The sequence below is a fragment of the Azospirillum sp. P4_B5 genome, from assembly GCF_056402275.1.
Genome location: NZ_JBFUHT010000070.1, coordinates 1 through 20,937, shown reverse-complemented (window position 1 = coordinate 20,937; position 20,937 = coordinate 1). Strand labels below are relative to the sequence as shown.

The window sequence follows — 20,937 nt, the reverse complement described above, 5'->3', positions numbered from 1 at the left end:
CACGGGCGAGGTCGGTGGGATCGCGTCCAGAGCGGACCAACTCGACCATATGCTGCCGGAATTCCGGCGGATAAGGCGGGCGGGTTTTCGGCATTGGTCAACACCTCCTGCGCAAGTCAGATGGTGTCCACCGAGCCGGGGCAACTCCAAGAATTCCAGCGTGATGCCCTCCGGGATGTCCAGCGTGCTGGCGACATGCCAGCCCGCGCCATCGAGAACGATGAGCACGTGCTTGGTGGGCCCAGCTCCAACCTCGCGGGCAAAGGCGTCCAAGATGGCCCCGAACATGGGCGCATCAATGCCATCGGTGAGGAACCAGACTACCCGTCCGGTGCTCGGCCGCACGAAGCCCACGAGATACATCCACTCAAAGCGCTGGTGGCCGCGGGCCATGGGGCGGCAGCCGCGCGGCGCCCACACCCGGCGGAGCACCGGCTTCAGCCCGACGCGATGCTCGTCCATCGCCCACACCTCCAGAGGCGTGTCGGGATCCTTCTGCTGAAGTGCCTGCACACGGCGGCGGAACCGCGCCTTGAAGACCTCTTGGGCCAAGGGATCGGCTTCGGCATGGCGGGGGCGCGGCACTTGGCGGGTGAAGCCGAGCCGGCCCAGATAATCGGTGCCGCGCCGGGGGGAGACCAGACGCCCGAGCATGCCGGCGATCCATTGGGCGACCGAGCGGCCCGTCCACAAGCCACGGTCGGGCGGCGGATCGTCCAGGTTATCCCTCAGGCGGCGCTGTTGGCTTGCGTCGAGCAGCGGTCTGGCGTCCCTTGCGGCGGCAGGCGGATGCTCCGCATCCGCCGAGCGCCGGGGTTGAACTGGCGCTGGTCGCCCAGCCCCGCAACCCCGGCCTCGTTATAACGTCCCACGATGACGCTGACCCAGCGCGGCGTGTACCCCGTCACCTCGGCCACGAACTGGGCCGAGCGCCCGCTGGTCAGCAGCCAGATGATCTGCAGATGCGTCCGCTCCATCGCATCCGTCGCGGCCTTGTACAGCCGATGCAGCTCATCGGCTGCAAGGTGATGAACCAAGTGAACCTTGCTGCCCATGCCAAATCAGGTGAAGCGGGCCAGCCTCAATGGAAGCCTTCACGCGCCGTCCGTATCAGAGGGTCGCCGCGCTACGCGATATGATCGGCCTCGCGTAGTTCATGGCGCCTCCCGCCAGCCCTTCGGCATCGTCGACTCATGTATGGCGCGACACCTGACGGAACCCTTACACGGAATTGCGACCAAGCAGCGGAGCGACCGTTCTCAGGGCTTGGTCCAAATCCATGAGCAAGTCTTGTTCCCCTTCCAATCCGGTGGACAAGCGCAACAGGCTGTCGTCAATGCCCGCTGCGCGCCGCGCCTCGATCCCCATGCTCGCGTGCGTCATCGTCGCCGGATGAGCGACGAGGCTTTCGATGCCGCCAAGGGACTCGGCGAGCGTGAACACTTTCACCGCCTCCACGAAACGGCGTGCGCCGTCCGCTCCGCCTTTGATGTTGAAGCTCAGCATGGCGCCGTAGCCACGCTGCTGGCGCTCCGCGATGGCGTGGCCAGGGTGAGACGGCAGGCCTGGATAATGCACGGTCTCCACGCACGGATGACGATCGAGAAAATCGGCCATCGCAAAAGCACTGCGCTGCTGGTGCTCCAGCCGTGGGAACAGCGTTCTCAAGCCACGCAACGTCAGGTACGCGTCGAAGGGCGACCCTGTGAGGCCCATCGCGTTCGCCCAATCCTTGAGGTGATTCAGATCCCGCGTGTCCGCGGCGATGACGGCTCCCCCCACGACGTCGGAATGGCCGTTGAGGTACTTGGTCGTTGAATGGATGACGAAGTCGGCCCCGAGCGCCAGCGGCTGCTGGAGCGCGGGCGAAAGGAAGGTGTTGTCGACGGCGATCTTTGCTCCCGCCGCTTTGCCTTGTTCGGCCAGCTTCGCAATGTCGGTGATGCGCATCAGCGGATTGCTTGGGGTTTCGATCAGGATGAGGGCCGGGCCGTGTCGAAGAGCCTCGGCGAAACCTGCCGCCTCGTTCAGATTGACGAACGCCACGTCGAAATGCCCCTTCGCCGCTCGCATCGAAAGCAGGCGATGGGTTCCGCCGTAGCAATCGTGAGGAGCGACTACCAGGTCGCCAGGGTCAAGCGTCGCCAGCAGCAGGCTGACGGCGGCCATGCCGGTGGCTGTGACCACCGCACCGGCCCCGCCCTCCAATTGGGCGAGGGTATCGGCGAGCAGATCGCGCGTCGGGTTGGCCGTTCGCGAATAGTCGTATGGTCCGGGCTTCTCAAAGCCGGGAAACCGGTAGGTGGTCGACAGGTGGATCGGCGGCGTCACCGCGCCGTACTGCGCGTCGCTCCCGATGCCGTTGGCGGCGGCGATCGTCTGCGGGGATTTTTCATTGTCCATGCTCGGCATCCTCTGCTGCGTGCCGTGGTCCGGCTGTTCGACCGCTCCTGGCCTGCCCGATGGCGCCGCGTCAGCGCGCCGCCGCCCGAAGGTCCGCGGCGCGGCTTGTCCGTCCGGACTCGCTCGCCACATCGCCCCGCATGGTGCGCACCAGATTGTAGACCATCATGAGCGCCCCCGCGAGAAACAGGGCGCCGCCGGCTGCGCGGATGACATGGAAGGGGTGAGTGGCCGTGACCGTCTCGACGAACGAATATTGAAGAAAGCCAAGGGTGTCGTAGGCGCGCCACATCAGACCCTGCATGATGCCCGACACCCACATAGCGGCGATGTAGAGCAGAATGCCCACGCTCGCCGTCCAGAAATGCAGGCTGACCAGCGCCACGGAGTACAGGCGCTCCCGCCCCCAGAGCCGCGGGACGAGGTGGTAGAGGGAGCCGAACACCATGAAGGCCACCCAGCCGAGCGCGCCGGAATGCACATGGCCGACGGTCCAGTCCGTGTAGTGCGACAGGGCGTTGACCGGCTTGATGGCCATCAGCGGACCCTCGAAGGTCGACATGCCGTAGAAGGCCACCGACGTCACGAGGAAGCGCAGGACCGGGTCGGTGCGCAGCTTGTCCCAGGCGCCCGACAGGGTCATGATGCCGTTGATCATGCCGCCCCAGGACGGCATCCACAGCATGACCGAGAAGGTCATGCCCAGCGTCTGCGCCCAGTCCGGCAGAGCCGTGTAGTGCAGGTGGTGCGGGCCGGCCCAGATGTAGATGAACACCAGCGACCAAAAGTGCACGATCGACAGGCGGTACGAATAGACCGGCCGCTCCGCCTGTTTCGGCACAAAATAATACATCATGCCAACGACACCGGCGGTCAGGAAGAAGCCGACGATGTTGTGCCCGAACCACCACTGCACCATCGCGTCCTGCACGCCGGACAGCAGCGGATAGCTCTTCGCTCCGGTGAAGGAGACGGGCACGGCCAGATTGTTCAGCGTGTGCACCATGCCAACGACGATGACGAAGGACAGGTAGAACCACAGGGCCACGTAAATGTGCTTCTCCCGCCGCTGCAGGATCGTCCGGACTAGGATCGTCGCGTAGAGCAGCCACACACCGAGCAGGAACAGGTCGGTGTACCACTCGAACTCCGCGTACTCCTTGCTCTGGGTGGCACCCATCACGTAGCCGGACACCGCCAGGAGAACGAAGATCTGATAGCACCCGAAGAGCAGCTGGTGCAGTTCGCGACTTCCCCACAGGGCGGTTCGGCAGGTCCGCTGCGCCACGAAGAAGGACGAACCGATCAGCGCGTTCCCGGTGAAGGCATAGACGATCAGAGTGGTGTGGATCGGCCGGACGCGGCCGAAGCTCGTCCATTCCAGCCCGAGGTTGAGCGTCGGAGCGACCAGCAGAAGGGCAACCCACAGGCCCATTGCCAGCCCGGCCACACACCAGAACAGGGATGCCTGGATGAACATCCGCACCGCGGCGTCTCCGGCGTCGTACGAGGCCGCGTCGCCGTCTGCCCGTCCGGCCCCGGGTATGGAAAGCGTGGTGCTGATCGCGAGATCGGTCATGAGCAAGACCCTGTCGACGTCGCAAGGCGGGAACGGCCGGACGGCCGACGTCATGGCGGCCCGGTCGGCGATGGCCGGTCAGGGCCCCCGGCGCAGGGCGCGCGGACTCCCGTCCCGTTTTGGAATGGGAGGATCACAGGCGCCTTGCCCGACGGCTCGTAACACGGTTGCGCAGAGCCTAGGTCGCGCCTACACATAGCAAAAGCGAATTTATTCGATGGATTGCATCGGAATAGCCGATGCAATTCCCGGTGGGGGCGTCGCATGGACATGGAAACGGCCCGCACTTTCCTTGAGGCGGCCACGGCTGGAAGCTTCGTCGCAGCGGCGGAGCGGCTGCACGTCACGCAATCGACGGTCAGCACGCGCATCCGGCAATTGGAGGATCAGCTCGGTTGCCAATTGTTCGTGCGCAACAAGAACGGCGCGATGCTCACCGCGGCCGGGGTCCGGTTCCAGCGTCACGCCATCGCCATGCTCCGCCTCTGGGAGCAGGCCCGGCAGGAGGCCGCGCTTCCCATCGGGCATCGCGCCCTGCTGCGCATCGGCAGCGAGGCCGGTCTGTGGAACCGGATGCTGAACCGTTGGATTCCCTGGATGCGGCGGAATGCCGAAGAAATCGCCTTGCGGTGCGAGGTCGGGTTGGCGGACGATCTGCTCCAGCGCCTTCGCGACGGGACGCTCGATCTCGCGGTCCTTTATTCGCCGCGCGCCGTGCCGGGCCTCGCCGTGCGCCTGCTGCTGGAGGAGGATTTGGTCCTTGTCAGGGTTCGCCCCGCTCCGAGCGCCGGTGGCGACCACTACGTCCTCATCGACTGGAGCGACGAGTTCCAGCGCAGCATCCGTTTGCGAAATCCGGAGCTTCTGTCCACACCCTTGTCGATCGGCGTCGGCACGCTCGGGCTGGACTATGTCAGGCAATGCGGGGGAACCGGGCATTTCCCACGGAGCCTAGTCCAGCCCATGCTCGACCAGGGGGTGGGGGAAGTCGTTCCCGAAGCGCACCCGTTCAGTTTGCCCATTTACGCCGTTCACCCGGCGGAGTCTGATGCCAGCGTTCTCGAAGCCGCGTTCGAAGGCCTGCGGGCCATCCTCGGCTCTGACAAGGTGACAGGGAATTCTCACCAAGGCGCCGTCGTCCAATAGAATCCCGTTCCGACCGGCGTCGGTGCGCGGGGCTCATGCCCGCAATTGGATGCCGCTTCACCGGCAGGATTTCACGCCGTCGCGATGATGCGGCGTGAACGGTGTTCTGACAGGAAAGGAGGAATCACCGTGAAGCCCCAGCGGTCCGCGCCCCTGCCCTCGTCACCCTTCGCACGCCCCGACGGGTCCTGCCTCGGTCGTCTTTCGGACGAGCAGGAGGACAAGCCCGTGCCCGCCGCGCCGGCGGAACCTGAGGACAACCCCGCCCCGCCCACCGAGCCGATGAATCCGGCCTGATGCGGCTCGGAACACCGGCGCACGTTGGCCGCGACAGAACTGCCGCTGAATGCCCGCCCTAAACCTGCGGAGATGATGCGCGTTCATCCGTGCCGCCAAGCACCTCGTCCCCACAACGGTAAGCCCGTGCAAGGGCGACGTCCTGTGCCGGCGTGAGCACGGCGTCGACGGCGCCGAGCAGTGCGGTCTCTTCCTTTTGAATGTGCAGAACGAGGCCGTCGATCAGCTGCTGCCCGAAATGGCGGAAGACCGGCCAGCTTTCCTCATCGAACCCCTCACGCAGAGCCAGGGCGCACAGCCGGGCGATCCGACGGACGAGCGGGCGCAGGGCTTCATGGTCGGTCGACAGGTCGGCCGTCATCTCGTAAGCGCCGACGGCGGCGATGGGCCGGAAGAGCCACTGCTCTTCCAGGAGGAAATGCCGTTCAAGGTCCTGGCCCAGCTCCTTGCCAAGGGTGGCGAGCAGACCGCGACCGTCCGCGTCGAGATGCGGGATGTCGTCCTCCCCGGTGCGTTCGAGATAGGCTTCGAACGCGTTCAGAAGGTCGATGGTCCGGTGATGATCGTCGTGCAGGAGTTGGCCGGTCTTGCTGTCGGTGTGCATGTTCGAAGCCGTTTGAAAGGAGGTCACGCGTCGGGTCGGCCATTCCAGGCGGCTAGCCTGACCAGCCGAGGATCGTCGGCGTGGTCCACCAGCATGCGTCGGACCCGTTCCTGCCATAAGGTGCGGAACTGTGCCGCTTCGTCCGGGGATGCCGCGTGGGACAACAGGCGCTGAAGAAGGCCGGGCATTGCCGGATCGACCGGCACGACGCCGCTGTCGAGCGTCGCTTGCACGCCCGCTCCCGTGTCCGTGCGGACGAAGGCCATCGTCCCTTGAATGCCGACCCCGAAGGTCAGGAGGTTCCGGCGGTCGAAGCGTCCAGCGATGCCCTTGAAGCCGGTGTTTTCCGTCGCTCCGGTCAGCAGCGTGGCGACGCTTGCCATCACGCCCGCCACGCCTTCGGCGGCGGCCTCGCGAACAGACACTGCAACGACCCCGCGTTCGGGCACCTCATCGGGGTACAGACGCTCCAGCGACCGTACGGTCATCAGGTAAGCACCCGCGACGGTCGGGCAAGAATGGCCGGCCAGCCGCACCGCATCGGCATAGCCGTACTCAAGCAGGCCGTCCTCGGCCGCGCCGAGGAACGCGCCGAGCGGATCGAACACGACGAGCCGCGGCGCCGCATCATAGAAGGATGGAAAGGTCATGACCGGATCGTGCCACGATGATGCAAGAGCCTCTTTGTCCTCGCGTAAACGGAACGGCCAAGCACCGGCGGCAAACGGGAAATGCCCAACGGAGGAAGGCAGGGTCTCACCCCCACCCTCCCCGTGAGCATCCCACCGGGGTGGGATCAATGCTTCATCTCGCCGAGCTGCTTGCGGGAGTCGCCGCTCTTGTCGAGGATGATGCTGTCGTCCACCTTGCCATCGACCTCCAGAATGCCGATGAGCCCCTTGGTGGCACGGCTCAGAGCGTGGTCGACCAAGGCGTACTTGCCCGGATAGTCGACCTTGAACTCCACCATCGTCGCCCCGCCGGGCGCCACCGAGACCGTCTGCACGTTTTTAGCGGCGGCGTGTCCAGGTCACCGAGGTTGTGGACGCGATCGAAGATCTCGCCGATGACATGGAACGACGAGGTGAAGTTCGGCCCGCCGACACCGAACCAGACGCGCACGGTTTCGCCCACACTGGCCTCCAGCGGCTTGTCCTTCACCAGCCCACCCACGGCGCCGTTGAACACCAGATAGCCGGGCTTCTCGTTGACCAAGCCGTCATAGTCGTCTTCCGCGGCCGGCAGGTTCTTCGCCTTGGTGGCGTAGATTTCCTGCTGCATCACATAGAATTCCTTGTCGACCTTCGGCAGGCCGCCTTCGGGCTCCACCACGATCAGGCCGAACATGCCCTTGGCGATGTGCTGTGCGACCATCGGCGTAGCGCAGTGATAGACGTAGACGCCCGGCGCCATCGCCTTGAACGAGAATTCCTTGGTCTGGCCCGGCTCCGCCTGGGTGATCTGTCCGCCGCCAAGGAAACCGCTGGCCGCGTGGAAATCAATGGAATGGTTCATGACCGATCCGGGCGCGTTCGTCATGGACACGTTCACCGTGTCGCCGACACGGACGCGGACCATCGGGCCGGGGACCTTGTTGTTGAACGTCCAGTAAGTGTAGGTCGTGCCGTCATCCAGCCTGGCTTCGACCTCGGTCGTGGTCAGCACGACGTTGTGGGTCTTGGGTGCGCGCTTGCCCGCCGCTTCCGGCGCCGGGACCGCCGCGGGGTCCTGGACGATGTCGACCGCCGGCTCCTTGACCTTCGGTTCGGCGTACAGCGTGGTGGCCGATGCGGCGCCGATCCCCGACAGGGCGATGAGGGCGGCGGCGCTGACGGTGGCGAGGAAGCTCTTGGTTTTCATAATGCAATCCAGGGCGAGTGTTGCTTCCGAAGCCAACGTCCCAGATTTCACACCCCAATTACTTGACGACCGTCAAGAATTTGAAGCCAGCGCAATGCACAAATCCTCCAACATTTGGCCAGCTTTTATCACAACAGCAATAAAGAATGTGCGGAAGCGCGGGGGCGAAGGGCCGTATAACTATGAGAATCACCACGAATCACAAGGTGAACTCTGATGAGGCCACCGGGCGGCCTATTGCCCGTCCCGCTGGGAACATGGCACCGGCTTAACGCCCTGCGACATCCCGCCGCGGCTCAATGTGCAATCCCGCCGTACAGGGACACCGCGCCATGCCGCTTCCTTCGGCTTCGAGAACCGCGTTCGAGGACACTCGGACGCTCCTTCCTATCCTTTTCCGCACTGGCCCAACGGTCCTGTTTGCGCTTCCACTGGTCCTGGACACGTAACCTAACCGTGTAACGATAACAGGGGGAGGTGATGGCCGAGCGATTCACGAAATCAGCGGCGCGCAACATCTTCTACGGCGGGTCGCTCTTCTTCTTCGTCACCTTCGTCGCCCTGACGATTCACAGCCACTACTACATTCGAACGACCAGCACGGACGAGGCCACGCTGTCCGAGAGCGTCGCACGCGGCAAGCATGTGTGGGAGAGGAACGCCTGCATCAACTGCCACTCGCTGCTTGGTGAGGGCGCCTACTTCGCCCCGGAACTCGGCAACGTCTGGGTCCGCTACGGCGGTCGCGAGGACGCCGAAGGCGCGCGCACAGCGCTGATCGCCTGGATGCAGTCGCAACCCAGCGGCGTCGAGGGACGCCGCCAGATGCCGCAATTCAACCTGACCGACGCGGAGCTCAACGACCTCGTCGACTTTCTCGAATGGACCAGCCGCATCGACACGCAAGGCTGGCCACCGAACCAAGCGGGCTGAAGGGGGAGGCATGGCATGAAATACGCGACCCAACGCATCGCCTATTGGTACTTTGCCTGCGCGATGGCCCTGTTCGTCGTCCAGGTGCTGGTCGGCTCGCTCGCCGGGACCGTCTACGTCCTGCCGAACTTCCTGTCCGAGATCCTGCCCTTCAACATCCTGCGCATGATCCACACCAACGCGCTGATCGTGTGGCTCCTGCTCGGCTTCTTCGGCTCGGCCTACTACCTGATCCCGGAGGAGGCGGAGCGCGACATTGAGAGCCCGGCGCTCGCCTACGCCCAATTGGCCATCCTGATGATCGGCGCGCTGGGCGCGGTGATCGGCTACACGCTGGGCATCCACGAGGGGCGCGAGTTCCTCGAACAGCCGCTGTGGGTGAAGATCGGCATCGTCGTCGCGGCGTTGATCTTCCTCTACAACATCTCGCTGACCGTGATCAGAGGACGCAGGACGGCGATCACCAACGTCCTCCTGCTCGGGTTGTGGGGGATCGCGGTCTTCTTCCTGTTCGCCTTCTACAACCCGACCAACCTCGCGCTGGACAAGCTGTACTGGTGGTACGTCGTCCATCTGTGGGTCGAGGGCGTGTGGGAACTGGTGATGGCCTCGGTCCTCGCCTTCCTGGTCATCAAGATGACCGGCGTCGACCGCGAGGTCGTGGAGAAGTGGCTCTACGCCATCGTCGGCCTCGCCCTGTTCTCCGGCCTGCTGGGCACCGGTCATCATTACTACTGGATCGGCGCTCCGGGTTATTGGCAGTGGATCGGCTCGCTGTTTTCCACGCTGGAGGTCGCGCCCTTCTTCGCCATGGTCGTGTTCGCCTTCACGATGGCCTGGAAGGGGCGGCGCGACCATCCGAACAAGGCCGCCTTCCTGTGGACGCTCGGCACCCCGGTGATGGCCTTCTTCGGCGCGGGCGTGTGGGGCTTCATGCACACGCTGTCCTGGGTCAACTACTACAGCCACGGCACCCAGGTCACCGCGGCACACGGGCACCTTGCCTTCTTCGGGGCCTACGTGATGCTGAACCTCGCGATCATCAGCTACGCCCTGCCGACCCTGCGCGGCCGCGCGCCCTACAACCAAGTGCTCAACATGTGGAGCTTCTGGATCATGACCTCGGCCATGGCCTTCATGACCTTCACGCTGACCTTCGCGGGCGTCGTGCAGGTCCATCTGCAGCGCGTGCTGGGCATGACCTACATGGAGGTCCAGGAGCAGCTGGCCTTGTTCTACTGGATGCGCCTGGGTTCCGGCATCTTCGTGGTCATCTCGGTGCTCATGTTCGTCTACGCGATGTTCGGACCGGCGCGTGAGCGGGTGCCCGCGCGTACCCAGCCCTCCGTCGCGCCGGCCGAGTGATGGCGGAGGAGGCGTCCTGCCAGCATGGGACGGCGGGCGGCGCCGTCCCCTTCTACGCCCCCACCGGCAACGAGGTGGCGTTGTTCGAGCATGCCCACCGCAACCGGCTGCCGCTGCTGCTCAAGGGGCCAACCGGCTGCGGCAAGACCCGCTTCGTCGCGCACATGGCTGCAAGGCTGGGACGCCCGCTCTACACGGTGTCCTGCCACGACGACCTGACCGCCGCCGACCTGACGGGCCGCTACCTGTTGAAGGGCGGCGACACGGTCTGGACCGACGGCCCGTTGACCCGCGCCGTGCGTGAGGGCGCGATCTGCTACCTCGACGAGGTGGTCGAGGCGCGCAAGGACGTCACCGTGGTGCTGCACCCGCTGACCGACGACCGCCGCCTGTTGCCGCTGGAGCGCACCGGCGAACTGCTGGAGGCTCCGCCGTCGTTCATGCTGGTCGTCTCCTACAACCCCGGCTACCAGAACATCCTGAAGTCGCTGAAACCCAGCACGCGCCAGCGCTTCGTCGCCATAGAGTTCGGCTTCCCGAAGCCCAATGCCGAAACCGGGATCGTCGCCCAGGAAAGCGGGTTGCCCGCCGACCGGGTCGCTCCGCTGGTGCGGCTGGGCAACGCCCTACGCGCGCTCAAGGGGCAGGACCTTGAGGAAGGAGTGTCGACCCGGCTGTTGGTGTATTGCGCCTCCTTGATCCGCGACGGCATGCCTCGCGACGAGGCGATCCTGGCGTCGATGATCGAACCGCTCACCGACGATCCGGAGGTCAAAAAGGCGCTGCTTCGGGTCGCCGAACTCACGCTGGGATGATCGCATGGCCTCGATTTGGGAACCCGAGGAGTTCGTCGGAGCCCTGTGGCACCGTCTGGTCGGTGACGCCGCGTCCTACCCGCGTCATCCCAACGCCGCGGTCCGCCTCGACGAGGTGCGCGCGCGCCTCGGCGTGCTGTTCCGGGCGCTCGGCGGCCCCGGCGCCGTGCGCATCGCCGGCACCTCCGCCGAAACGTCCGGGCATCGTCTCGGCCTGAAGCAGCGTCTCGGTCTCGGGACGGAAAAGCTGGAACGCGCCCGCTACGACGGCGTCACCCTCCAGCTTCCCGACCGCGTCGATGTCTTCCCCTCCCGCGAGGACAACGCGGCGCTCTACGAATGGCTCGCCATTTTTTTCGTCCAGGCCGAACCGCCTCCGGCGATGCCCGACGACCCGCTGCAAGCCGACCTCGTCCGCCTGCGTTCGGCCCGTCGGGCCACGCAACGGGCGCTCGATGAATGGCCGGGTCTGCGCCCGCTGCACGTCCGGCTCTGCCAAGCCATGCGCGCGGCCCGGCCCAAACGGCGGCTGCCCGGACAGGAGGCCGCCGTCGAGGCACTCGTCGGAACGCTCATCGGCAGCGGCGGCCCAGCCGATTCGGACCTGCTGGCCGCGGTCACCGACGCGACGGTCCCGCTCGACCGCTTCCGCGCCGCCTCCGGCTATCGGCCCTTCCTGCCGGTGCCGCTGTGGGGCGAGGTGTCCGCACCACCGGAGGGCGCCGCTTCCCCCGAGACGGATGAGGAGAGCGGCGCCGGGGCCGAAGGCGACGGCAAGCGCCGCAGGGCCAAGCGCCGCGACAACGACCAGACCCGGCGCGACGACCCGCTGATGCTAAACCGCTTCGAGAAGATTCTCGGGCTGGCGGAGATGGTCAATCTCAATCGCAAGGTTGAGGACGACGACGAGGAAAGCGCCCGCAAGGCCGCGGAGGACCTGGACGAGATCTCGGTGGGTCAGCACGAGCGCAAGGCGTCGACCAAGCTCAAGCTCGACCTCGATCTGGCTTCCGAGGAAGCTGACGTCGCGCCATTGCGGGCGGAAATCACCTATCCCGAGTGGGACTGGAAACGCCGTCTCTATCATTCCGACCATTGCCGCGTGATCGCCGAGCCGGCCACGCTGGAGGGGGAGGAGTGGCTGCCCGACGACAACGCGCTGCGCCGCATCCGGCTGGTCCGCCGCCAGTTCGAGGCGATGCGGCCACGCCGGCAGGTGATGACCGGGCAGCCCGACGGTGATGAACTCGACCTGTCGGCTCTGGTCCGCTCGGTCGCCGACCGGCGCGCGGGCGGCATCGGCTCGGATCGGGTCTACACGGCGGTGCGCAACGTCGCCCGTGACCTGTCGGTGTGCGTGCTGGTCGACGTCTCGCTGTCCACCGACAGCTACATCGAGGAGCGGCGCGTGCTCGACGTCGAGAAGGAGGCTCTGCTGGCGTTGACGCACGGGCTGACCGCCTGCGGCGACGAGCACGCCATCCTCACTTTCACCTCGCACCGGCGCCACCGAGTGGACATACGCACCGTAAAGGACTTCGAGGAGCGGTTGGACGCCCGCGTCGGGCGTCGCATCCAGGCGCTCAAGCCGGGCAGCTACACACGCATGGGAGCGGCGTTGCGCCACGCGACGGCCCTTCTCAAGGACCGCCCGCACACACACCGGCTACTTCTGGTGCTGACGGACGGCAAACCGAACGACACGGACCATTACGAAGGCCGCTACGCCATCGAGGACACGCGCGTGGCGGTGCAGGAGGCGCGCCGCGCCGGACTGCGGCTGTTCGGCGTCACGGTGGACGAGAAGGGGCGCGACTACCTGCCCTACATCTTCGGCCCCGGCGCCTACGCCATCTTCCCGCACGCCGCCCGCCTGCCGACAGCGCTTCCCGCCATCTACCGCCAGCTGACCGGCTGAACGCTCAAGAAACAGGAGGCATCATGCTCAGGATCATCCTTGCCGCCATCCTCGGAGCCGTCTTGGTGTCCGGCTCTCCCTGGGCGCAGGTCAACATCCGGCCGGACACCACGCCCCGCCTGCCGCCGCAGCCGGGACAGTCCCTGCCCGTCGAGGATGCGCTTTTCCTCAAGGAGGCGGCCGCGGCCAGCCAGGGGCAGGCGGAACTCGGGCGTCTCGCGGCGGAGAAGGGGGCGGACGACGCGTTCAAGAGCCTGGCCAAAGGAATCACGGAAACCCACGCCACCTTGGGTGAGTCCCTGAAGCGGCTCTCGTCGGCCCGCCCCCTGCCGCCGGACGACCAGTTGAAGCCGGAACGCGCCGACGCCTTCGGCGCCGCCGGGGCGGTGACCAACCCGGCAAACGCCCAGGAGGGCATGACGCAGGACGCCGTCAAGGCGCTGTCCGGGGCGTCGGGCGACGCCTTCGCCAAGGGCTACATTGAGGCGCAGCTTCGCATTCATGCCCGCATCGTCGACCTCTACCAGACCGAGGCGTCGAACACGCCGGACCGCGAGCTTGCCACCTTCGCGATCACCAGTCTGGTGTCCATCCAGAAGGACCGCGACGCCCTGCGGCAGATGGCCGGCCGCTTCGGGATCAGCGCTCCGGCCACGGGCCAGCCGGTCCAGTATGGCGATCCGACCAAAGCCCGTTGAGGCCGGCGGCCGCCATGGCGAACGGTGCGCCGCCGGCCTCAACGGGCAGTTTTCGTGCGTTTGCCCCTGGGCAAAGACGGCGACAACGCTTCACGTCATGATCCCCTTCGGTCATCATTCCAAGGACAAGCGAGGCGGACATGACGGAAACGCAACCACAGCCTACAGCGCTGCTCGGAACCCAGGTTGCCGAGGTGGACGGAGCTGGAGATCTCGTGTTTGACGCCGCGATCGTGGGGTCGCTCCTCGGCCTCGAACCGGGCGCCTTCATGGAAGAACTGAAGAAGGGCATGGTCCATCAGGTTCATGAACAGGGAACGGGTGTGGACCATGGTCGCAGGCGGGTGACCTTCCGCTACCGGGCACGGCAATCTGTGCTGGTTCTGGACGCGCAGGGCCGTGCACTTCATGTTGCATGAGGTCGAGGTGGATGGGAGGGCGCGAAGAGCGCGGCCATGTGAGCGGCGTGAGCCCGGACGACGGGTCCATCGATCAAGGGCCTCTGTTCAACCCCACACGGCAACCCGACCGTCGCCGGCTTCACGGCGGTCGTCCCCTGACGATGCCAGGGGTGGGTCAGTAATCCCGATCCGGGTGATCGGACCAGTCGCCCAGATTCATCACGGCGACAGCCATCGCCACACCGCCGAACGTTCCGCAAACCGAGCCGAAGAGCAGGATGAAACCGATCAGCCGGTAGTCGGAGCCAAGGAGCAGTGTACGGAGACTGGCGACATCCAGCGCGAGAAGGCCGAGGCAAACGACAACGCCGGCCACGACCCCAATCGCCAGATGGGTCAATAGGAATGACACCAGATTATGCTTCTGCAAGAAAGCGGAGCGCCGTGGATTTCGAGGCATTACAGTGACTCCCTGCAGAGCAAAGGCGCATGGTGGCAATTGGAAGGCAGCATGCGCCGCGCCCTTGACGTTCGCCCTGAACTGAATCGGCGCACGCCCTGAAACCTCATACGGCAAGCAGTTCGTCCGCTGGGCCAAAGAACTCGTAATGGATGCTGCCCAATGGCACGCCCCGGCCGGCGAGGCCGCCGACCATAGCGCGCAGGAACGGTCGAGGGCCACACAGATAGTAGGCCGCCTCCTGCGTCGGGGTGTTGGCCACGATCCAATCCATGCTGATGAAACCTCGCTCATCGTAGTCGCGCCCCTGAACGTCGGCCGGGTCAGGGGCGTTGTAATAGGTGCGCAGCGTGATGTTGCGAGCCTGAGCGGCCAGTGCCCGGGAATGATCGCGCATCGCGTGAACACGGCCGTTTTCGGCGCCGTGGATGTACCAAGTCGGCCGGCCATCGCCGGAACCGGCAATGCTCTCCAGCATGCTCATCATCGGGGTCAACCCCACCCCACCGCTCAGCAGCACGACCGGCCCGGCGGAAGCCTCGTCGAGGAAGAATTCGCCGGCCGGGGGCGCCACCTTCAGCACCGTGCCCGGCTTGGCGTGATCGTGCAGCCAGTTGGATGCCAGCCCCGCCGGCCTGCCCGAGCCCTCCTCCCGCTTGACGCTGATGCGGTAGGACCGGGAATCCGGAGCGGAGGAGATGGAATAGTTGCGCTTCAGCACACCGGCTCCCGGCACATCCAGCGCAAAGGTCAGATACTGACCGGGGCGGTGGCGGATCACACCGCGCCCGTCTGCCGGAACCAGGATGAAGGAGCGGATGATGTCGCTCTCCGGCGTCATGCTCTCCACCGTGAAGTCGCGCCAGCCGTTCCATCCGCCCGGCGCCGCGGCGAGCCCGGCGTAGACGCTGGCCTCCCGCGCTTTGAGCACGTCCGCCAGAAACCAATAGGCCTCGCCCCAGGCGTCGAGAACCTCGTCGGTCGCGGCGTCGCCCAGCACGTCCTTGATTGCGCCCAGCAGGGCATCGGCGACATAGGGGTAATGTTCGGGCAGGATGTTCAGCCCGACATGCTTCTGCGTGATCCGCTCCACCCGCGAGGCCAGCACACCCAGATTGTCGATGTTGCGGCCATAGGCGATGATCGCCGCCGTCAGCGCCTTGGACTGCGACCCGGTCTCGCCATGATGGGATTGATTGAACAGGTCGCGGATTTCCGGGGTGCGGAACAATCGCTGATACATGCGGTCGGTGACCGCGGTGCCGCCTTTCTCCAGGGCGGGAACCGTGGCCTTGACGATGTCGATGGTTCGGTTGCTGAGAGCCTCCGCCATGAATTGTCTCCGTGCTGCCATGGCGATTCAACCCTCCGCCAATTCAACCGGTTCCGGCGGTTTCCCCAGAACCGGGCCGACCTCAAAAGGTTACGATTGCCCAGGCATAGGCCGTCAACGGCGCTGGAGTTCCTGCTGCGGAAGCGGCTTCCATGCGCTATATTTCGGTCTACGAAGCGCTCGTCCGCTTCTTCACGCCAAGGACTGTTGGCGTGACGAACCGCCTGGGAACCGTGGCTGATGCCCGCTGCCGATACCGATGCCCTGCAACCGTCCGCCCTGCGCGATGCCGACCATCTGACGGCGCTCGTCGATCTCAACGAACGCCTGTTCTTTGCCCATGACCTGCCGGCCGTGGTCTCCATCCTCCGGACGGCCGCGCGCCGCCTGACCGGCTCCGACGGCGTCACCATCGTGCTGCGCGATGGCGACCTGTGCCATTACGTTGAGGAGAACGCGATCAGCCCGCTGTGGAAGGGGCAGCGGTTTCCCATGGGCACGTGCATCTCGGGCTGGGCCATGCTGACCGGGCAACCGGCGGTCATTCCGGACATCTACGCCGATCCGCGCATTCCACACGAAGCCTATCGCCCCACCTTCGTGCGGAGCCTCGTGATGGTGCCGGTCGGCGCGCCAGAGCCCATCGCCGCCATTGGTGCTTACTGGGCAGCGCGGCACACGCCCGACACGGGCACCGTCACCCTCCTGTTGGCGATCGCCCGATCGGCGGCCCTGGCGCTGTCCAACGTCCGCCTGCTTGAATCCTTGCAGGAGGCGGCCGAAGCCGCACGGACGCAGGCCAAGGAACTGGCGCGGGCCAACACGGCGCGCACCCGGCTCCTTGCGACGTTGAACCATGACTTGCGCCAACCGGTCCATGCCCTGACCCTCGACTCCCACGCCCTTTCGTCCCGGGTCACAGACCGCGGGGAAATCTACGTGTCGACGATGAAGCACTGCCTGGGCGTGGTGAAGCGACTGATGGATGGCGTGCAGGATCTGGTGGGGATGGACGACGGCACGATCGCCGTCCGGATCGAAGACGTCCCGTTGGACGATCTGATGACGCACGCCACAGCGACGTTCCAACTGGCCGCCGCAGCCAAGGGGCTCGACTGGCGCATGGAAGGGAGTGGCAGAGGGGTGACGGTGCGCACGGACCGGCTGCTTGCGTCGCGCATTCTCCACAACCTCGTCGACAACGCCATCAAGTACACCGACCACGGGGAAATCCGAATTGTGTGCCGCACTGCCGGCGGCAAGGTATGGGTCGACGTCTGCGATACCGGCCGAGGCATCCCGGAGAGTTCCCTGGCCGACATTTTCGAGGAGTTCTACCGCATCGAAGCCGGAGATGAGGTCGTTGGCCTGGGCCTTGGCCTGTTCATCGTGAAGACGCTGGCGGATCACCTCGGCTATCCTATCACGGTGGAGTCCCGCCCAGGGGCGGGAACAACGATCAGCGTCGCCCTGCCAGTGGCTGGTTCTGTCGCACGTCCATAGGCGGGCGAGCGAGAGCCCTTGCCCGAGGGGGCACCGTGACCAGCGTCAGCGGCCAGCCACGAACCCGCTCGAGGGGGTATCGCAGAAATGCTGCTGGATGGCCGCGATAGCGCTCATGTCTGCAAGGAGAGCCGCGACGCAGTCCGGATTGAAACTTCCGGGCCGCCTGCTCCCAGAGGAAAGCCGCCGCGGCCTCGTTCGTCCACGCTCCCTTGTAGGGACGTTCCGACGTGAGCGCGTCGAGCACGTCGGCGACCGCGACAATGCGCGCTTCCAGTGGAATGGCCACGCGGAAAGGCCGTTAGGATATTCCCAGAACGCGCTTGGCGGCACGATCGATGGGCATGCCCTTGGCGTGCTCAAAGCGAAGGCGTTTCCACAACGGCATGATACGAGCAGGACGGCCTTTGCCGAACCCGGTGCGGACCGAACCAACTCAGCGATGAGGGCAGGTCAGCTGCCGAGAAGCTCCTGCACGACGGCAAGGAGTTGATTGGAGGCGACGGGTTTGCAGAGGAATGTCACGCCAAGGTCCGTTGCGTCACGTTCGCTGTCAGACCCCATATCCCCGGTCAGAATGATGCCGGGTATCGGATGGCCAGCCTGTGCGCGGATGGAGGCGACGGCGTCCGTTCCGACTTCGCCTCCTCGCAGTCGGTAATCCGCGACGACAAGGTCCGGCGCACGCGGCATGCCTCGCAGACCTTCGAGAGCCTGCGCCGCGGACCCGGCGATGACGACCTCGTAGCCCCACTCCATGAACAATGTCCGCAACCCGGAGAGCACGATCACGTCGTCATCGATCAGAACAGCCAAACGCCGTTGCCCGTCGGCCGTTACAACCGGCTTGGGCCGGGGCGGACTTGTCCCCGCGGCGCCCGCAAGGGGGACATCGACCGCAAAGGTCGATCCACGCCCCGGTTCGGAGCGTACGGTCACCGGGTGATCAAGCAGTTGGGAGAGCCGCTGCACGATGGCAAGCCCCAGGCCCAACCCTTGGCTCCGGTCGCGTTCCGGGTTGTTGACCTGATGGAACTCTTCGAACACCCGACCCATCTGCTCGGCGGATATGCCGATTCCACTGTCGTGAACCTGGATGCTCACGCGGTCGGGAGCGATGTCGCAGACGACCCGCACATAGCCTTCAGGGGTGTAGCGCAAAGCATTCTCGACCAGATTGCGCACTATGCGACCGAGCAGCACCGGATCGCTTCGCACCGCCAGAGTTGGTCCGGGGTCGGTGACATGGAGTTCCAGACCCTTGCTCGCCGCGATCGGTGAATAAGCGGCTCGCATCTCATCCAGCAGCGACGCAAGCGGCATGTCACGGACCTGAGGCGCAATCGTTCCGACATCCAAGCGAGAAACGTCGAGCAGGCTGTCGAGCAGGGCCTTCAACGTGTCCAAGGGATCGTGTCCCAAGACGTGGTGTAGCTGAGGAGAACCGGCCCGCCGAAGCGCCCCCAGAGCTGGCGTAGGCGGGCCGGTTCTCTGAGGTGGTCCCCGTTCCCCGGACAGTTGGATAAGCTTGGTTCGCCCATCAGGAAGGACGGACCCGATGACGGGGAAACGGAAGCGGTATTCGGCGGAGTTCAAGGCGAAGGTTGCGCTGGAGGCGATCCGGGGCGAACTGACGGTGTCGCAGCTCGTGGCCAAGCACGGGGTGCATCAGACGCTGATCAACGCCTGGAAGAAGCAGGCCGTCGAGGGGATGGCCGGGGTGTTCTCCGGCAAGGCGGAGGCTGCTGAGGCCAGCCATCAGGGTGAGGTGGAAAAGCTGCACGCCATGATCGGGCAACTGGTCGTGGAACGCGATTTTTTGCGCAAGGCCTCCGGTCGATGAGCATCGGTCGGAGGCGGGAGTTGATCGAGCCGGAGCATCCGCGCCTGTCGATCACGCGACAGTGCGCGCTGGTGTCGCTCAGCCGCTCCAGCTATTACGAGCCGGTGAAGGGCGAGCCGGTCGAGAACCTGGAGCTGATGCGGCGGATCGACGCGCAGTTTTTGGAGACGCCCTGGTACGGCAGCCGGCAGATGACCCGTCATCTCCGGCGCCAGGGGCAGGAGGTCAACCGCAAGCGGGTCCGCCGTCTGATGCTGCGGATGGGCTTGCAGGCGGTCTACCAGCGTCCAAAGACGACGGTGCCTCATCCGGAGCAAAAAATCTGGCCGTACCTGCTGCGGGACATGGTCATCGACCGTCCGAACCAGGTGTGGTGCGCTGATATCACGTACATTCCCATGCGCCGCGGCTTCCTGTACCTGGTCGCCGTGATGGACTGGGCGACACGCCGGGTGCTGGCGTGGCGACTGTCGAACACCATGGACGTCGAGTTCTGCCTGGAGGCGGTGGAGGAGGCGATGGCGCGGCACGGCCGCCCGGAGATCTTCAACACCGATCAGGGCAGCCAGTTCACCAGCCCGCGCTTCACCGGCTTCTTGACCGCGGCTGGCACTCGGGTGTCGATGGACGGGCGGGGCCGCTGGATGGACAACGTGTTCATCGAACGGCTCTGGCGATCGCTGAAGTACGAGTGTGTCTACCTCCATGCCTTCGAGTTGGGCAGCGAGGCGCGGGCTGGTATCGGCCAGTGGATCGAGTATTACAACGCCGACCGACCGCACTCTGCGCTCGGCGGCCGAACCCCGGCCGAAGCCCACCAGGGCGCCCCGGTTGGGATCAGATTGGCGGCATGACACGGACCTGAGCCAAGCTTAGCAAAGCCGCGAAACTGTCCGGGGAACGGGGACCACCTCACTCCTCAGCTACACCACGTCTTGGGACACGATCCCGTCACATAACTTGAGCGAGGCAAGGAGAGGGGACTTGCAGCCGCCCAACGGCAGCTACGACGCAGCCTTGCGGACGCACGTCTCCTGCTGCCAGACGGTGAAGGCGTCAGCCCGGTAAGTGCGATACTCAGCGGCGCTCATGCGATGTCGACGTGGGTGGGAGTGCTGGTGTATGGGGCCATGGGCGGAGAGGAATTGCTGGGCTTGGCGCGGTGACGTAAAGCGCTTCATCCGCCGCTCGCGTTGGCGGGTCGGCTGGTGTGAATTCTCAGCCCGGTTGTTGAGACGCCGACTTTGCCGGTGCTCGACACCGGGGATGATCTTGGCCTTGGCGGCGGCATAGGACCTGAGCTTGTCGGTGACGACGACACGTGGGACATAGCGCAAGCCCCTCAGCAGCTTCTTGAAGAATCGCTTGGCGGCCTTGGTGTTACGCCGGCTCTGCACCAGGATATCGAGCACCGAGCCGTGCTGATCGACGGCGCGCCAAAGATAGTGCTGCACTCCATTGATCCTGATGAACACTTCGTCCAAGTGCCAACGATCGCCGGGCCGTGGGCGCCGACGGCGCAGCCGGTTGGCAAAGGTCTGGGCGAACTTGCGACACCAGCGCCGAACCGTCTCGTAGGAGACCTCGACACCGCGCTCGGCCAGGAGCAGTTCGACATCGCGGAAGCTGAGCGGGAACGTGTGGTACAGCCAAACTGCGTGCGCGATCAGCTCGGCTGGGAAGCGGTGGCGGTAGTGGGGATCGGGCTCGCGTCTCATCCCGCTACCATGCCCGGCGCACCTCCGGCTCGCCAGCCCCGCAGTTTATGTGACGATGCCC

At 65.5% G+C, this 20,937-nt stretch carries 22 protein-coding genes and 1 pseudogene; 10 read left to right on the top strand and 13 right to left on the bottom strand.

All coding sequences use genetic code 11. The features are described from left to right. Nucleotides 1-192 precede the first annotated feature (192 nt). The 4 genes and pseudogenes from AC1DVI_RS30290 to ccoN all read right to left on the bottom strand — a co-directional run. Nucleotides 193-720: pseudogene (locus AC1DVI_RS30290) on the bottom strand (IS630 family transposase); the annotation flags it as partial. A gap of 8 nt (nucleotides 721-728) precedes the next feature. Continuing rightward, the gene (locus AC1DVI_RS30285) at nucleotides 729-1,037 is read right to left on the bottom strand and encodes a helix-turn-helix domain-containing protein (protein ID WP_476961123.1); all 309 of its coding nucleotides are present in this window, start codon (nucleotides 1,035-1,037) and stop codon (nucleotides 729-731) included. A 184-nt stretch (nucleotides 1,038-1,221) separates the two neighbouring features. Beyond that, nucleotides 1,222-2,403 carry a cystathionine gamma-synthase gene (gene metB / locus AC1DVI_RS30280; protein ID WP_476961122.1) on the bottom strand — a complete coding sequence of 394 codons (1,182 nt, stop codon included), beginning with the start codon at nucleotides 2,401-2,403 and terminating at the stop codon, nucleotides 1,222-1,224. Nucleotides 2,404-2,473: 70 nt separating this feature from the next. After that, a complete protein-coding gene (gene ccoN, locus AC1DVI_RS30275; RefSeq protein ID WP_476961125.1) occupies nucleotides 2,474-3,883 on the bottom strand; it encodes a cytochrome-c oxidase, cbb3-type subunit I in 1,410 nt (469 codons plus the stop codon). A gap of 363 nt (nucleotides 3,884-4,246) precedes the next feature. On the opposite strand from ccoN, the gene AC1DVI_RS30270 reads away from it, so the two are divergent. Together AC1DVI_RS30270 and AC1DVI_RS30265 are read left to right on the top strand one after the other, a co-directional pair. Beyond that, nucleotides 4,247-5,128 (top strand): LysR family transcriptional regulator, encoded by an 882-nt coding sequence (locus AC1DVI_RS30270; RefSeq protein WP_476961121.1) that lies wholly within the window; start codon nucleotides 4,247-4,249, stop codon nucleotides 5,126-5,128. Between the two features lie 129 nt (nucleotides 5,129-5,257). Next, entirely contained in the window at nucleotides 5,258-5,425 is a 168-nt protein-coding gene (locus AC1DVI_RS30265; RefSeq protein WP_476961120.1) for a hypothetical protein, read from the top strand. 58 nt (nucleotides 5,426-5,483) lie between these two features. On the opposite strand, the gene AC1DVI_RS30260 is transcribed toward AC1DVI_RS30265, so the two are convergent. The 4 genes from AC1DVI_RS30260 to AC1DVI_RS30245 all read right to left on the bottom strand — a co-directional run bounded on the left by AC1DVI_RS30260 (nucleotide 5,484) and on the right by AC1DVI_RS30245 (nucleotide 7,889). After that, nucleotides 5,484-6,029 carry a hemerythrin domain-containing protein gene (locus AC1DVI_RS30260; RefSeq protein ID WP_476961119.1) on the bottom strand — a complete coding sequence of 182 codons (546 nt, stop codon included), beginning with the start codon at nucleotides 6,027-6,029 and terminating at the stop codon, nucleotides 5,484-5,486. A 23-nt stretch (nucleotides 6,030-6,052) separates the two neighbouring features. Then, a complete protein-coding gene (locus tag AC1DVI_RS30255; protein ID WP_476961118.1) occupies nucleotides 6,053-6,679 on the bottom strand; it encodes an FmdE family protein in 627 nt (208 codons plus the stop codon). A 146-nt stretch (nucleotides 6,680-6,825) separates the two neighbouring features. After that, nucleotides 6,826-6,960 (bottom strand): hypothetical protein, encoded by a 135-nt coding sequence (locus tag AC1DVI_RS30250; protein WP_476961117.1) that lies wholly within the window; start codon nucleotides 6,958-6,960, stop codon nucleotides 6,826-6,828. Further along, entirely contained in the window at nucleotides 6,942-7,889 is a 948-nt protein-coding gene (locus tag AC1DVI_RS30245; RefSeq protein ID WP_476961116.1) for a multicopper oxidase domain-containing protein, read from the bottom strand. The genes AC1DVI_RS30250 and AC1DVI_RS30245 overlap by 19 nt, the downstream gene beginning before the upstream one ends. A gap of 480 nt (nucleotides 7,890-8,369) precedes the next feature. On the opposite strand from AC1DVI_RS30245, the gene AC1DVI_RS30240 reads away from it, so the two are divergent. From AC1DVI_RS30240 to AC1DVI_RS30215, 6 genes are all read left to right on the top strand, one after another. Next, on the top strand, nucleotides 8,370-8,822 hold the full coding sequence (locus tag AC1DVI_RS30240; RefSeq protein WP_109069058.1) for a c-type cytochrome: 453 nt from the start codon (nucleotides 8,370-8,372) through the stop codon (nucleotides 8,820-8,822). Nucleotides 8,823-8,837: 15 nt separating this feature from the next. After that, on the top strand, nucleotides 8,838-10,187 hold the full coding sequence (locus tag AC1DVI_RS30235) for a cbb3-type cytochrome c oxidase subunit I (protein ID WP_476961115.1): 1,350 nt from the start codon (nucleotides 8,838-8,840) through the stop codon (nucleotides 10,185-10,187). Then, nucleotides 10,187-11,002 (top strand): AAA family ATPase, encoded by an 816-nt coding sequence (locus AC1DVI_RS30230; RefSeq protein ID WP_476961114.1) that lies wholly within the window; start codon nucleotides 10,187-10,189, stop codon nucleotides 11,000-11,002. The genes AC1DVI_RS30235 and AC1DVI_RS30230 overlap by 1 nt, the downstream gene beginning before the upstream one ends. A 4-nt stretch (nucleotides 11,003-11,006) precedes the next feature. Beyond that, nucleotides 11,007-12,920 carry a nitric oxide reductase activation protein NorD gene (locus tag AC1DVI_RS30225; protein ID WP_476961113.1) on the top strand — a complete coding sequence of 638 codons (1,914 nt, stop codon included), beginning with the start codon at nucleotides 11,007-11,009 and terminating at the stop codon, nucleotides 12,918-12,920. A gap of 23 nt (nucleotides 12,921-12,943) precedes the next feature. Next, nucleotides 12,944-13,618, top strand: a complete 675-nt coding sequence (locus AC1DVI_RS30220; RefSeq protein WP_476961112.1) for a DUF4142 domain-containing protein — start codon at nucleotides 12,944-12,946, stop codon at nucleotides 13,616-13,618. Between the two features lie 140 nt (nucleotides 13,619-13,758). Then, a complete protein-coding gene (locus AC1DVI_RS30215; RefSeq protein WP_476961111.1) occupies nucleotides 13,759-14,037 on the top strand; it encodes a DUF6522 family protein in 279 nt (92 codons plus the stop codon). A gap of 157 nt (nucleotides 14,038-14,194) precedes the next feature. On the opposite strand, the gene AC1DVI_RS30210 is transcribed toward AC1DVI_RS30215, so the two are convergent. Together AC1DVI_RS30210 and hmpA are read right to left on the bottom strand one after the other, a co-directional pair. Beyond that, the gene (locus tag AC1DVI_RS30210; protein WP_476961110.1) at nucleotides 14,195-14,596 is read right to left on the bottom strand and encodes a hypothetical protein; all 402 of its coding nucleotides are present in this window, start codon (nucleotides 14,594-14,596) and stop codon (nucleotides 14,195-14,197) included. Beyond that, nucleotides 14,586-15,812 carry an NO-inducible flavohemoprotein gene (gene hmpA / locus AC1DVI_RS30205; protein ID WP_476961109.1) on the bottom strand — a complete coding sequence of 409 codons (1,227 nt, stop codon included), beginning with the start codon at nucleotides 15,810-15,812 and terminating at the stop codon, nucleotides 14,586-14,588. The genes AC1DVI_RS30210 and hmpA overlap by 11 nt, the downstream gene beginning before the upstream one ends. A gap of 240 nt (nucleotides 15,813-16,052) precedes the next feature. Between hmpA and AC1DVI_RS30200 the strand changes: the two genes are divergently transcribed. Next, nucleotides 16,053-17,315 carry a GAF domain-containing sensor histidine kinase gene (locus AC1DVI_RS30200; RefSeq protein ID WP_476961108.1) on the top strand — a complete coding sequence of 421 codons (1,263 nt, stop codon included), beginning with the start codon at nucleotides 16,053-16,055 and terminating at the stop codon, nucleotides 17,313-17,315. On the opposite strand, the gene AC1DVI_RS30195 is transcribed toward AC1DVI_RS30200, so the two are convergent. Next, nucleotides 17,272-17,562 (bottom strand): hypothetical protein, encoded by a 291-nt coding sequence (locus AC1DVI_RS30195; RefSeq protein ID WP_476961124.1) that lies wholly within the window; start codon nucleotides 17,560-17,562, stop codon nucleotides 17,272-17,274. The two genes, AC1DVI_RS30200 and AC1DVI_RS30195, sit on opposite strands and share 44 nt — an antisense overlap. A 206-nt stretch (nucleotides 17,563-17,768) precedes the next feature. Next, complete coding sequence (locus tag AC1DVI_RS30190; RefSeq protein WP_476961107.1) at nucleotides 17,769-18,722, bottom strand: ATP-binding response regulator; 954 nt, start codon at nucleotides 18,720-18,722, stop codon at nucleotides 17,769-17,771. Between the two features lie 151 nt (nucleotides 18,723-18,873). On the opposite strand from AC1DVI_RS30190, the gene AC1DVI_RS30185 reads away from it, so the two are divergent. Next, nucleotides 18,874-20,012 (top strand): IS3 family transposase gene (locus AC1DVI_RS30185; protein WP_476961106.1). Its coding sequence is split into 2 segments (ribosomal slippage): nucleotides 18,874-19,129 and nucleotides 19,129-20,012, totalling 1,140 coding nucleotides; the frame shifts between segments, so codons are not numbered across the junction. 150 nt (nucleotides 20,013-20,162) lie between these two features. Here AC1DVI_RS30185 and AC1DVI_RS30180 read toward each other — a convergent pair. Beyond that, the gene (locus AC1DVI_RS30180) at nucleotides 20,163-20,876 is read right to left on the bottom strand and encodes an IS6 family transposase (RefSeq protein WP_476961105.1); all 714 of its coding nucleotides are present in this window, start codon (nucleotides 20,874-20,876) and stop codon (nucleotides 20,163-20,165) included. Nucleotides 20,877-20,937: the final 61 nt, after the last annotated feature.